Source organism: Paenibacillus sp. Soil787, assembly GCF_001429545.1.
Lineage (GTDB): Bacteria > Bacillota > Bacilli > Paenibacillales > NBRC-103111 > Paenibacillus_E.
In genome coordinates, this window is sequence record NZ_LMSP01000036.1 from 1 (window position 1) to 13,226 (window position 13,226).

At 45.9% G+C, this 13,226-nt stretch carries 11 protein-coding genes; 1 reads left to right on the plus strand and 10 read right to left on the minus strand.

What is annotated here, in order from left to right:
* Positions 1-517: 517 nt before the first annotated feature.
* Both motB and motA read right to left on the minus strand, forming a co-directional pair.
* Entirely contained in the window at positions 518-1,324 is an 807-nt protein-coding gene (gene motB / locus ASG93_RS25885) for a flagellar motor protein MotB (protein WP_056836725.1), read from the minus strand.
* Positions 1,321-2,115 (minus strand): flagellar motor stator protein MotA, encoded by a 795-nt coding sequence (gene motA / locus ASG93_RS25890; RefSeq protein WP_056836728.1) that lies wholly within the window; start codon positions 2,113-2,115, stop codon positions 1,321-1,323. The genes motB and motA overlap by 4 nt, the downstream gene beginning before the upstream one ends.
* 422 nt (positions 2,116-2,537) lie before the next feature.
* On the opposite strand from motA, the gene ASG93_RS25895 reads away from it, so the two are divergent.
* Positions 2,538-3,404: an aldo/keto reductase gene (locus ASG93_RS25895; RefSeq protein ID WP_056836729.1), complete on the plus strand. Its 867-nt coding sequence runs from the start codon at positions 2,538-2,540 to the stop codon at positions 3,402-3,404.
* A gap of 88 nt (positions 3,405-3,492) precedes the next feature.
* Here the strand turns inward: ASG93_RS25895 and ASG93_RS25900 are convergent, their stop codons facing one another.
* The 8 genes from ASG93_RS25900 to ASG93_RS25935 form a co-directional block, all read right to left on the minus strand.
* A complete protein-coding gene (locus tag ASG93_RS25900) occupies positions 3,493-3,756 on the minus strand; it encodes an HPr family phosphocarrier protein (protein ID WP_029199314.1) in 264 nt (87 codons plus the stop codon).
* Positions 3,753-5,480, minus strand: a complete 1,728-nt coding sequence (ptsP, locus tag ASG93_RS25905) for a phosphoenolpyruvate--protein phosphotransferase (RefSeq protein ID WP_056836741.1) — start codon at positions 5,478-5,480, stop codon at positions 3,753-3,755. Before ptsP ends, ASG93_RS25900 begins: the two co-directional genes overlap by 4 nt.
* 29 nt (positions 5,481-5,509) lie before the next feature.
* The gene (locus ASG93_RS25910; RefSeq protein WP_056836731.1) at positions 5,510-6,667 is read right to left on the minus strand and encodes a mannitol-1-phosphate 5-dehydrogenase; all 1,158 of its coding nucleotides are present in this window, start codon (positions 6,665-6,667) and stop codon (positions 5,510-5,512) included.
* On the minus strand, positions 6,664-7,101 hold the full coding sequence (locus tag ASG93_RS25915) for a PTS sugar transporter subunit IIA (RefSeq protein ID WP_056836733.1): 438 nt from the start codon (positions 7,099-7,101) through the stop codon (positions 6,664-6,666). The genes ASG93_RS25910 and ASG93_RS25915 overlap by 4 nt, the downstream gene beginning before the upstream one ends.
* A gap of 23 nt (positions 7,102-7,124) precedes the next feature.
* Positions 7,125-9,164, minus strand: a complete 2,040-nt coding sequence (locus tag ASG93_RS25920) for a BglG family transcription antiterminator (protein WP_056836736.1) — start codon at positions 9,162-9,164, stop codon at positions 7,125-7,127.
* Positions 9,165-9,228: 64 nt separating this feature from the next.
* A complete protein-coding gene (locus tag ASG93_RS25925) occupies positions 9,229-10,662 on the minus strand; it encodes a PTS mannitol transporter subunit IICB (protein WP_056836738.1) in 1,434 nt (477 codons plus the stop codon).
* Positions 10,663-11,615: 953 nt separating this feature from the next.
* Entirely contained in the window at positions 11,616-12,359 is a 744-nt protein-coding gene (locus ASG93_RS25930) for a LutC/YkgG family protein (RefSeq protein WP_056836739.1), read from the minus strand.
* Positions 12,352-13,226, minus strand: an 875-nt coding sequence (locus tag ASG93_RS25935; RefSeq protein WP_156411044.1) for an LUD domain-containing protein, incomplete at its 5' end; no start/stop codon positions are given. The genes ASG93_RS25935 and ASG93_RS25930, both read right to left, overlap by 8 nt.

Here is a 13,226-nt window from a genome sequence, read left to right on the forward strand (position 1 = left end):
GTCGATATGAAAAATTACTTAATTTGGAAATGACATAAATCTGGTCGATATGAAAAATTACTTAATTTGGAAATGACATAAATCTGTCGCCAGGCAGTGACCTGCAAAACTCAATTCGTCGGACAGACTCCTAGCGTCCGGTSGCGACAGATCTGACGTCCTTGCGCACAATTTTTGTGCGCTAGCGTCCGGTCGCGRCGGATCTGACGTCCTTGCGCACAATTTTTGTGCGCTAGCGTCCGGTSGCGACGGATCTGACGTCCTTGCGCACAATTTTTGTGCGCAAATAAGCGCGAAAAACGCGCTTTCAGCGAGAGTTCCGCTAGCCGAAGCTCGCCATTATGTCTGAGTGGTCGGAAATCGACTTCTCAGCTGACCATCCTGCGTGTTAAACGCGAAAAACGCGCTTATACAGTGCAGCCCTGAACATATTTTCCTTAAATCCCCATACAACAAAAAAAGGCCAGAGTCTGCGACTCATAGCCTATCTTCTTTCATACTTCTTATGTAATAACTCCTATTTCGCAATCTCATCCGTCGCTTTAATGTTACGCAAGATGCTCACTTCAACACGGCGGTTCTTCGCTCTGCCTTCTGTTGTATCATTTTCTGCAATCGGACGGTATTCACCGAATCCGACCGACGAGTAGGAAGCAGGCACAATTTTACTGTTATTCAGAAGTATTTTCATAAAATTGACCGCACGCTTAGCGCTTAAATCCCAGTTCGTTTCAAAGTCCGCTCGGCGAATCGGGATATTATCCGTATGACCTGCTACTTGAACCTCATAGCCTGGATAACTGCCCAGTAAATTAGACATCGAAACAGCCAGCTTCTGTGATTCTTGTTTAATTGTAGCCGACCCTGAATCAAACAGCGCACGGTCGCTGATCGTAATGGTCAGCTTCTCATTATCCAGCTTCGTCGATAGCTGCTCACTCATGTTGTTTTCTTTAATGTAAGCATCCATGCTTTGCTTTAACTCTTTGAGATCCTTCTCTTCCTTCTGCAGCTTGGCAGCCAGTTGACTGTCGGTTTTACTATCTTGCTTCGGTGGCGGATTCTGGCTCTTATTATTGTTTTTCGTAGAATTTCCCGCATCATTTATTGGAACCATATTCGACATCGCGAAGGGGGCTTCTCCCCCCGTGAAGGCATTGTTCAGGGACCGCATAATCGAATCGTATTTCTTAGAATCCACCTGACTAGAAGCAAACAGGATAATAAAGAGGGCTAGAAGCAAGGTAAGCAAATCCGCATAGGGAATGAGCCAGGTTTCATCAATATGTTCTTCATGATCCTCATGCTTCTTCTTTTTACTCACTGTGGAGCGGCCTCCTTCGAGTCTTCGTCATACGACGCACGTTCACTGTTGGCAACGAAGATCATCATTTTTTGCTTCACGGAATTGGCAGATACACCGGATTGAATGGAGAGCAGCCCTTCTACGATCATAAGCTTAATTTCAACTTCTTTCTTAGACTTCTGCTTCAGCTTATTTGCGAATGGGTGAAAAATAACGTAACCAAGGAAAATCCCGAACATCGTGGCAACGAATGCTGCTGAAATCAGATGACCTAGTTTATCTACTTCACTCAAATTACCAAGAGCAGCGATCAGTCCAACAACGGCGCCAAGTACGCCGAGTGTCGGTGCATATGTACCAGCTTGCGTAAAAATGCTTGCATATTTCTTATGTCTTGTTTCCATTTCCGCAATATCTTCGAGCAATACATCACGGACAAAGTCTGCGTCGTTTCCATCAATAATAAGGCGCATGCCGCTTTTCATAAAAGGGTCTGACAGCTCTTCTGCCTGCTTCTCCAAGGAAAGTAAGCCTTCACGGCGTGTGATGGATACCCAATCGATGAATGTCTCGATCAGCTCTTTTTTAGGCATTAATTTCTGTTCGGTGAAAATAATTTTCATTAAGGTCGGAATCTTTTTCATTTCTGCCATTGAAAAAGCGATAAATAAGGCCGATGCTGTACCCCCGAAAATAATTAAGGCAGCTGCAGGATTCAGCAGTGCTACCAGGCTTGCCCCTTTCAATACCATACCCACACCAATGGATATAAAAGCTAAAACAATTCCGATTAGTGATGACTTCTCCATATTCAAGGCACCTCTTCCAATGATCTAATTTTCTTAAGTTGTCACACTTCCTAATGATCTCAATATGCTTGCCAACGATTCCTGTTCTTCCCCCAGTTTAGAAAAAAAACGGAGATCGGCTTGCTCGACAATGTCTAATGCCTTGGTTATCAACCTATAATTAGTTTTCTTATAGTATACAATCACTTTTTGTCGAAAACTAGGTCTAAAGTCATGTTCTTTGTGAATAAAGCAAGCAAATTGACGAATCCTAGCGTCTTTCTCTTACTTATTTTATACTTGAGGAGAGCAAATTCCTGCTTGAACCGATATCAGTGTGAAGAAAACATCTTTCATTATTAAATTTGGTATGATCTGGTATCCCTTTTGGAAACGATAGGAAAGAATGAAATTAGCCATCATACATACGAGGAGTGAGTCATGTGGAGAAACGTTCGTTTGGTTCGACCGGGCAGCAATTTCCTATACTGAGCTTTGGCGCTCAGCGCATTGTCGACGAACACCAGTGTACAGAAGAAGAAGCGATTCAAATTGTGAATCGTGCGATTGACGAAGGAATCACCTATTTCGATACAGCACCAAGCTACTCGAATGGGCAATCCGAGGAACGACTTGGTAAAGCATTAGCACACGATGGACGAAGGAATGAGGTATGGATTGCTACCAAAACGCATGATCGAACAAGAGACGGTTCCATGAAGCTGCTGGAAGCAAGTCTGAAGAGACTGCAAACAGATCACGTCGAAGAATGGCGATTGCATAATATCATGACCATGGAGGAGCTTGATCAGTGCTTCGCCAAGGGCGGAGCACTAGAAGCGCTTCTTGAGGCGAAGGAACAAGGGATAATCAAGCATATCTCGATCAGCGGTCATACGAATCCAAGAGTACAGTTGGAAGCGATTGAACGATTCCCCTTCAACAGCGCTCTTGTTGCTTTATCAGCAGCGGATCATCTGATCTACAGCTTCGCACATGAGTTTTTGCCTAGAGCCAACGAGAAAGGTGTCGCTGTCATTGGCATGAAAGTCATGGCGCTCGGTAAGCTGGCTCCTTGGTACGAGAAAGCACTCCGATATACGTTCTCTCTGCCGATATCTACGGCGATTGTCGGCATGGAATCCATGGCCCAGCTGGAACAAAATCTAGCCATTGCTAAGAGCTTCAAGCCAATGACTGAGCTGGAACAGCTCGAGTTCCTCAAAGAAATTGCCCATCTTGCTACTCCCGATGTGCTGCGTTGGAAAACAACCGACTGGGTGTCCGGTGAATGGTACGTTCGTAACTAATCAAACAAGCCAGCAGTTAAGTGCCCCTGAGTATCGGCACTAACTTGCTGGCTTTTTAAATCGAAATGGATTGGGTTTTGCCACTCGCTTATTCTTCGAAGATGTGAGTAAGCAATGCCCCTAGCTCTTTGATTGCCTGCTCCTCTTGCTCGCCGTCCACTTCCAAAGTTACTTCGTCATTTTGTTGAATGCCAAGTGTGAGCATACTAAGCGAGCTCTTGCCATTGACCTTCTTATCGCCTTTGATCACATTCACTTTGCAAGGAAACGTGCCAACCTTCTGAACGAATACTTTCGTCGGACGGGCATGAAAGCCGGATGGATTTAGGACAGTAAATGTTTGGGATATCATTTCAAGTCACTCCTTGTTTTCTGTTCTACGAATTGTTTAATTTGGGTCTGACTGCTCATTGATAAAATCTGCTCCGTGTAGCCTGCCCACTCCCTATGTGAAGTTTGTTTAATTAACGCTCTCGATGGCAAAATAGAGCTGGCACTCATGCTAAATTCATGGAGTCCCATGCCGAGAAGAATCGGTATGGCCGTTTCGTCACCGGCCATTTCTCCGCACATGCCAACCCATTTCCCTTCTTTTACAGCTGCCTGAATAACCATTTGAATTAATCGTAAAATGGCTGGATGGCAAGGTTGGTATAAGTAAGAAACGGTCTCATTCATCCGATCAGCAGCCATTGTGTATTGGATAAGATCATTCGTCCCAATACTGAAGAAATCGGCCTCTTTCGCCAAGAAATCCGCTGCTAGCGCTGCAGCCGGCACTTCAATCATAATTCCGACCTCTATAGTAGAGGAAACGGCAATGCCTTCTTGAATGAGCTTCTCTTTCTCTTCTTGAAGTAATTGTTTGGCAGCCAGCAGCTCATCCACTACGGCAATCATCGGGAACATGATCTTCAATTGTCCATAGCTGCTTGCTCTCAGTAACGCCCTTAGCTGTGTACGAAACAGATCCTGCTTGCTCAGACATAGACGTATCGCACGCAAGCCAAGGAATGGATTACTTTCAACAGGAAGCTTCATGTACGGGAGCTCTTTATCTCCGCCTATATCGAGTGTACGTATAACGACGGGCTTATTGTCCATTCGTTCCAACACATGCTTATAAACCTGGAACTGCTCTTCTTCACTAGGCAGAGAGCTGCGCCCCATATAAAGAAATTCCGTCCGAAACAAACCGATGCCTTCCGCCCCGTTAGCTAACACCTTCTGTAAATCTTCCACACTGCCAATGTTGGCAGCTAATTCTACGCGGTGCCCGTCTGCTGAGATCGTAGGTTGATCCAACAGCTTGCGCAGTTCGATTCTTCGCTGATCGTATGCTGCTTTACGAGCTTTGTAGGTCTCCATCTCTTCATCGCTTGGAGCGATAAGTACGGCGCCCTCAACGGCATCCATAATAATCATTGTGCCCGTTTTGATTTCCGCTGCAGAAGCTCCTGCTCCAACGATAGCTGGCACCTCAAGCGAGCGAGCCATGATCGCCGAGTGCGAAGTACGGCTTCCGATCTCCGTTACAAAGCCGAGCACATAATCGAGATTTAACTGTGCGGTATCGGACGGCGTCAAATCTTCCACTATCAAAATGCACGGCTCGTTGATGGCCGCAATCGCCGCATAGGAAACACCGCGAAGCCGGCTCATGATCCGTCCAGTGACGTCACGCACATCACTGGCGCGTTCCCGGAGCATCTCGTTATCCATAGAGCTAAGGACTTCGATGAAGCTGCTTGCAACTTCATGCAGCTTAAATTCAGCATTCAAGCCTTCACTTTCAATGCCCTCTATAATGGCATCGATATAATCCGGATCTTCCAGAAGCATTAGATGTGCTTCAAAAATTTCAGCTTTTGCTGCACCCATGCGCTCTTCAGTCAAATCTTTAATCTCTTCTAACTCTTGTTTCGCTTCCTCGACAGCTTTGCGAAAACGTTCTACTTCTATAAGAACGTCTGCCACCTTCTCACGGGCAGGTTCGTAATGATCGTTGTTGGGCCGAAAAGCTTTCGCTATAGCAATGCCGGGGGAAGCAGCGATGCCGGTTAGTCGTTTTGTCATCATTTTAGCCAATAGGGAACTCCCCTTTCTCAAGATCGATCTGATTGCTGTAATTGTTCATATTGCGTTTTAATCATCTCATGGATCAGGTGATCTTCACCGATGGTCGTATACTTCGTAATCGTTTGGGCTACTCCGAGCTTTCGCAAATCAGCTTGAATCTGGGCGGCTTCAGGATCATCCTGATCCTTAAATAAAAAGGCAGCGGCCATCGCCATCGCTAAATAGGTCGGTTTCATTCCAAGCTCATAAGCCTGCAAAGCGGGACGAACAAGACGATCATTGCTGGATAACTTACGAATCGGCGATCTTCCTACCCGCGTAACCTCGTCGATCAAATAGGGATTAATGAATCTGTACAATATTTTATCGATATAATGATCATGCTGAGCTAGATTGAAGCCGTGCTTTTTGATAAGCAGCGCGCCGGTCTCATGCATCACATGACGCACTAGCGAGGCAATTTGTGAATTCGCCATCGCATCTTGAATCGTCGTAAAGCCATGTAAATATCCAAGATACGCAGCGCTGCAGTGCCCTGTATTGACAGTAAACAGCTTGCGCTCAATGTACGGCTCCAAATGTTTCACATAATGGATTCCCTCAATACGGTGAAACCCCTCCAGCATTTGGGACTCGTCAACGACCCATTCGTAGAAAGGCTCGACCGTCACTTGCAGCGGGTCTTCATTATGTTGGATGGGAACAATCCGATCAACAGCAGCATCGGGAAACGCTATGCTTGCGTCAACTTTATCGCGCAGATCATCGCTAAGATGAGAGTGTACGTGTTCTTTGAGCTGCGTGCTTCCTCCAATTGCATTCTCACATGCAATGATGTGCAGTGGCGCCGCGCCGCGTTCGATCCGCATTTCAATCCCTTTGGCGATGCCAGCCGCAATATGTTTCAAAATGTTTACGCCCACTGCTGTTGTAACCAGATCGGCTTCAGCAACGGCTCTAGCTACATCTTCTAAATTCTTACCGTTAATTGCTGTAACATTTGAAACCGTGAACGTTTCTTGATCCTCATTAGCTAAGCGTACGGTGTAGGACTTCCTCTCCTGCAATAACTCAACCAAGCTATCATTCACATCGGAGAAGATCACTTCATAACCGGCTTGGGACAAAATCAAACCAATGAACCCCCTGCCGATATTCCCTGCACCAAAATGGATAGCCCTCATGACTCCATCCCGCTTTCGAAAATTTTCACCATTTCTTCCGGCGTCGCCGCTTTCATGATCAGCTCCATGTTCTCATCTTCGGAACAGATCATCGCGACATTCGTTAAGATATCTAGGTGATCATTACCCGCGGCAGCAATACCAATGACTAAGTTGGCTTTCTCGCCTTCGCCGAAATCCACACCCTCTGGAATTTGCACAATCGACAATCCTGTCGATAATATCAGTGATTTGGAATCCTGCGTACCATGCGGGATAGCCAGACCATTTCCCATATATGTGGATAAGGTTTGTTCTCGTTCCAGCATTTTATCGATGTAAGCAGCTGACACATGACCTGCTTCTACTAACAGTTGGCCTGCCATCCGAATAGCCTCGAATTTATCTTTTGGCTTCGCGTTTAGTTTAATTTTATTCGTTGATAAGATCGTCATGATTGTCTCTCCCTATATCCGATTTATTTTTTATTTTCTAAAAAGGCAGCGAGTTCCTGGGATAAAAAGTGCTTGATCTCAGACTGAGTCCCCGATTTCAACAGTTCAATCATTTCAGGAATCAATAGAAAAGAACTTATTTCACTTAGCACTTCCAGGCTTTCTTTGGAAAGCTCCTTCGGACCAAGCATGAGCAGCAGCTGCTTTACATCTGACCCCATACCTTGGTCTAACAGCAGGTCTTCCTTTAATCGAAACAAATTGAAAGATGGCTTCCTAACCTGCTCGCTTCGAATGTGAAAGAGGGCTAAGCCCGTGTCGGGGATAACTTGACTGCTTAATCGCTCTCTTTCTAGCAGCAGGTTGACAATTGGCTCCACATTATCGATCATACCCGAGTGTCTAACATATCCACAAATGACCTCGAGAGTTTCTCTCAGACTGTGAAAGCTTTGCTCGATGGGATACACCGTGAATGGATCGATGATGCTTACGATTTCGTTTACATAGTGTTGAATACGATGCAATCTGTCCGTCGAATCAGCGTCTTGAGGCGCTTCATCACGTTTTCCAGCTTCTTTTTGCAGCGTTACATTTTGAATAAATAGCCTAAGCCGCTCGGCTTCTTCCTTCGTTAACAACGGGCTTAGCTTCAAATACTGATCTTCCTCCAAAGGCAAGTCTACCGTAGATATAATCAAATCGTATTCCTTTTCAGGGATGCGCGCTGCTTCAAACCAAGAAGCATGGCCGATGATATCAATTTGCGGTAATTCTTTCGTCAGTCTTACAGCCAACATTTTGGAAGTCCCGATCCCACTTGTACATACGAGAATCGCTTTTACGTTACGCCTAAATTGCTTTTGTCTCTCGATAGAAGCTCCGAAATGCATGACCAGAAAGCCAATCTCTTCATCTGGCACGGCAATTTCGGTTATCGTTTTATCAACAGTTCTCCGTATAGCATCAAATAGAGCCTCATAATCTTTCTTGATTTGCGATAAAAGCGGATTGCGAATGGTTGTTCCTGCCTGAAGCCTCTTCAAAGCGGACTCCAAATGGCTAAGCAGTCCCTCTCGTAAGGAACGATCATCACTGAAACTGACCGCGATACTGCTCTCCATGTTACGAATGAGCTTCCATACGATTTCCATATAGCTCATCTCTTCCATAGGAAGCAGCTGATTCGGATGTTTGAGTGACTTGGGCTCCAGTAATTCGGCTATATAGAAAATTTCTGGTGTTGTTAATTCAATTGGAATGGCTTTAGATAACTGCTCAATCGTATGCGTAAGCAGCTTATTTGGGCGAAGCGAGTACGGTTCAGTGTGTAGCTCGATCTGTCTACCCTGCTGAATTCTAGCGATCGTTATTGAAATATGAATGAGCAGATTGGTGTAATCCTGTTCGGATAGTTCACTTAAACCTTCATCTTCTGCAAGCCAAAGAGCGGTCTCCACCTTCGTAAAGTTTTCTTTACCAATAAGCTCCAACAATCTTTGTGTAACTGGCGAATGCGGATTCACATTTTTCCCAAATAGATCAGCTTCGTCGAGGCCATTTTTGGCAAGCTGTGCAATCACTCTGCGCTTATTCGCCTCGGAACCGCTCAAACCAACACCATACCCTCTTTTACGTACAAGGATTAGATCAGACTTCTGTACCCAGCCTTCCAGCTCATCGAGATCGTGCGTGATGGTTGGGACTGTTACACCCAAATCATGAGACAAAGTGAACAGTTTGACTGGCTCATCTTCTTGCAGCAAGGTGCAAAGAATCATAATTTTGCGATCCTCGGCAGAAAATTCAATGTCCACCATCCCATATAACATGCGTCGGAACGCCTCAAGTTTTTCTGGTTCAGCTTGCAGGTGGATTCCTTTCCCCGATTTTTTTTGCAAAGCTAATCCATAAGCTGCCAAAATCGTCTCCAACTCAGACAGCTCCCTATGAACCGTTCTTGTGCTTACATTGATTTCGGCAGCGATTTCTCCTGCTGTAATATCATCCGTTCGATTCATTAACAGCTCTAGGATTTGACGATTCCTGTTAGACAGGCTCATGATTATTCTCCTCGCGAACAAAATGGAGATAACGCCGGCAATTAGCCAGCGTTAGAAAGGTGGTTTAACTTAATCGTTTTACGAGATCATCATATTCTGGGCTTTTCATGAAATTTTCGATGGAAATGTGTTCAGCCTCCGGAGCCTTAGTACGTGCTCGATCGGTTAATGATCTATGGGTGATTACGATATCTGCATCAAGTGGAATCTCACTAATGGCTGTGTTGACCACGATGACATCGATAGCAGCTTCTTTCATTTTCTTTCTTAAAATGGAAGCTCCCATCGCGCTTGAACCCATCCCAGCATCACAGGAGAACACAATCTTGTGTACCTCAGACGCTGGAGTCAACGTTGAGGCGCTGACTTTTTCAGCTGCTGCAGCAGCGGGCGCTTGTTTCATTTCTTTCATTTTCGCTGTAGCTTGCTCCAAATCTTCTTCATTCTCGGATTGCTTCGTCGTTTTCAACAACAAGGCACCGACTGCAAAAGAGACAATCGTAGATGTGATAACTCCAGTGAAAATCGGCAGCATACCGCCTTTAGGAGCCATAGCAATGTAAGCGAAAATACTTCCTGGAGACGGTGGAGCAACTAGACCTGCATTGAACAGGGAGAACGTGAACGTACCTGTTACGCCACCTGCGATAACAGCCAGGATCAGACGTGGATTCATAAGAATGTACGGGAAGTAAATTTCATGGATACCACCAAAGAAGTGAATAATAGCAGAACCAGGAGCCGAAAGCTTCGCTGCACCGCGTCCCACCATCCAATACGCGAGCAGGATACCAAGTCCTGGGCCCGGATTGGACTCCAGCATGAACAAGATCGACTTGCCTGTTTTGGAGGCTTGATCCAAAGCAATCGGACTTAGCACGCCGTGATTAATCGCATTGTTCAAGAACAATACTTTACCTGGTTCAATCAGAATGTTCGCTAGTGGCAGCAGACCTGCATTCACAAGTGCTTGAACACCAGAAGCGAGAGCTTTACTCACGACCTGAACCGCTGGACCAACTACTGTGTATGCAAGAACGGCAAGTATAGCGCCGATGATGCCTGAGGAGAAGTTGTTGACGAGCATTTCGAAGCCGGATTTAATTTTACCTTCAATCGATTTATCGAACTTCTTGAGCACCCACGCGGCGAACGGACCTACGATCATCGCCCCAAGAAACATAGGGATATCCGTTCCGATGACAACCCCCATCGTGGTTACAGCGCCGATGACGCCGCCGCGTGTACCGTGTATCATCGTACCCCCCGTATAACCAATTAGAATTGGGAGCAGATAAGTAATCATGGGGCCGACGAGCTTAGCCAAATATTCATTTGGAATCCAACCAGTCGGAATAAATAATGCTGTAATCAATCCCCAAGCGATAAATGCGCCTATATTAGGCATCACCATACCGCTCAAGAAACGCCCGAAACTTTGTACTTTCACCCGGAATCCTCCGGAAGATGCTTGCTTGTGTGCAGTAGTTGCACTCATTAGGATAACCTCCCTTTTTCTCTTTCATGTTCCTATCGTAATGCAAAAGCGCTTACATATTCAATCAAATCAAAATCCCTTTTCGTCATGAACAATGTTGACAACATTTTAAGCTGAGTGTTGTGTAGGCTTACGAAATCTATGGATGAGCGTTTTCATGTTGATGCAAACAAGTCAAGTTAACGCCTAAGATAATTCTCAACGCACGCGAATCCTGGGTGGCTGTAGCACCGCCGCTTGGGGGTGGTCAACACTTGTTTAAATATTTGTTGTATTCGACGGCTTCATACGTGTGGAGTTGTATTTTGTACAACATTTTGCTAGCTAATCCGCGTAATCCCAGCGATTGTTGTAAAAAATACAACAATTTCACGAGAAAGTAGCTAAATAGCAGGAAATACGGCTAAATTGTTGCACAACATACAACATCTTCAGCTTTCTAGGAAGAAATCAAGGAAATTGTTGTACGGAGTACAACTTCCCATCCAACTTGTTCTTCTACTTCATCTACTTCCTCTACTTCCAGCACTCACACTATTTCCACCACTCCCACTACTTCTACCACTTTCATCACTTCTACCTCTCAACAGTTCCACTACTTCTACCACTTTCATCACTAAAACTATTCAAACACTCCATACTTTCACCGCTTCAATCACTCCAACTTACTTCCAATATTTCCAGTATTTCCACTATTCCCTCCACTTCCAGCACTCACACTACTTCTATTACTTTCACACTTCCATCAAGTACATACTTTCACTAATTCTACAACTTCTATCAATTCCAGACTTCCAGCACTTCCACCATTTGCACTACTTCCACCACCTCAAACACTCCAACCACTCCACCGCACAATCCAGCAATCGCAGTTAACTATGCAAATCAAGGGTATACTCACTTGATAAATAAAAAAGAGCCGCAAGAGAATTCATTCTCTCACAGCTCTTTGGTTACTCAATGATAAGTGCATATACGATGCCGGGTCCGTGTACACCAATGGTCAAATCATTCTCGATGTCGGCCGAGCGGCTCGGACCCGAGATGAAATGAATGCCTGCCGGTCTATCTTTGGCGGCAAGTTCATCGAATGGGCGCAACACTTCGCCCAACTTCGTTTTTATACGATCCACCGGGATAATAGCGATGAACGTGGTTGGCAGCAAGCTGACACTTCTGCCTCTCGTCGCATCGGAAGTTACGACTAATGAACCTGTGTACGCGACTGCGTGCTCTACGGCCACGATGCCGATGTCCGCCCCAGCCGCTTTCGCGACAAGCTCATCTTTGGCAGCAGGATCTGCACCTTCCGCGTTCCACACCGTGATCTCGGTTTCCGTGTCAGCAAGTGCGATACGCAACGTCTCTAGCTCAGGCTGATCCTGAATGATCAAGTGCTTTGCTTGTGTCTCTACGATGAAGTTTGCAATGAAATCGTCTGCTTCAGCCATACTCTGCAGACGTTTCGTGTGGCCCCCAGCCTTCTGCCAGTTCGTCATAAACAACTGGATGCGCTCTTCGAGCGGGAGATCCACCTGCTCCCAGAATTCAGGAGCCCCCTTCATGCTATGCGAAGGAGCTGTTTGCAAAGGCTTAGCTCTGCCTAGCCGATTAGAAATATTAGCAAAGAAGGCTTCCTGGTCCTTCAGGGCTTCTTGGTGAAGCTTCTGGAGAAATGCTGCATCTGATTTAGCCATGATGATGTCCTCCTCCGCCGTCTTTGCGATCTGCCACAAGCTTTTCCATGCGGGCTTTCATCACGGAATCAAGTTCAGGGAAGGTACCTTCTAATCCCTGCTCGATGTCCTTCCATGACTCACGGAATGTCTTTTTCGCCATGCTTGGCGCATACCGATATGAATTCCAAGGTTTTAAAGGACCTATCTTCACTTTGATATGACCATCGCGAACTAACAATTTCTGCCCAATACGGCCGACTTTGATTAACGCTTTAACCCGCTTCGCGTCCGACATCAAGAAATTAAAGCCTTTCATACCGATCTTTTCAACAAAATCCGTCGCCCCGCGCTCCACTTTGCGTTGGCGGAGATAAATAAGCATATCATGCAGCGGAATTTTCACCGGGCATGCCTCATAACAGGCACCACACAGACTTGACGCACTCGCGATGTCGTCCCATTGGTCGACGTTTTTGTTCAGTGCCGGCGTAAGCACAGCGCCGATCGGGCCACTATATACACCGCCGTAAGCATGGCCGCCGATGTGACGATAAACCGGACATGCGTTCAAGCATGCCCCACAGCGAATGCAGTTCAGCAATTCCTGGAACTGAGGATCTCCAAGCTGCAAGGAACGTCCATTATCTAGGATAATGACGTGCATTTCTTCCGGTCCATCGCCATCCTGCTCACGCTGCGGTCCGGAAATCACAGACATGTACACCGTGAGCTTTTGTCCTGTAGCTGAGCGCGGCAGCAATGTTGCCATCACTTCGAGATCGTCCAACGTAGGAATGATTCGCTCCATGCCCATGAAGGTGATCTGTGTCTTAGGGATGGTACTAACCATCCGCGCATTGCCTTCATTTTCGAAAAGAACGATAC

Bases quoted from the DNA above. Each gene is read 5' to 3' on its own strand.
- motA (WP_056836728.1), bottom strand. From the start codon at position 2,115: ATGGAGAAGTCATCACTAATCGGAATTGTTTTAGCTTTTATATCCATT.
- ASG93_RS25900 (WP_029199314.1), bottom strand. From the start codon at position 3,756: ATGATATCCCAAACATTTACTGTCCTAAATCCATCCGGCTTTCATGCC.
- ptsP (WP_056836741.1), bottom strand. From the start codon at position 5,480: ATGACAAAACGACTAACCGGCATCGCTGCTTCCCCCGGCATTGCTATA.
- ASG93_RS25910 (WP_056836731.1), bottom strand. From the start codon at position 6,667: ATGAGGGCTATCCATTTTGGTGCAGGGAATATCGGCAGGGGGTTCATT.
- ASG93_RS25915 (WP_056836733.1), bottom strand. From the start codon at position 7,101: ATGACGATCTTATCAACGAATAAAATTAAACTAAACGCGAAGCCAAAA.
- ASG93_RS25920 (WP_056836736.1), bottom strand. From the start codon at position 9,164: ATGAGCCTGTCTAACAGGAATCGTCAAATCCTAGAGCTGTTAATGAAT.
- ASG93_RS25925 (WP_056836738.1), bottom strand. From the start codon at position 10,662: ATGAGTGCAACTACTGCACACAAGCAAGCATCTTCCGGAGGATTCCGG.
- ASG93_RS25930 (WP_056836739.1), bottom strand. From the start codon at position 12,359: ATGGCTAAATCAGATGCAGCATTTCTCCAGAAGCTTCACCAAGAAGCC.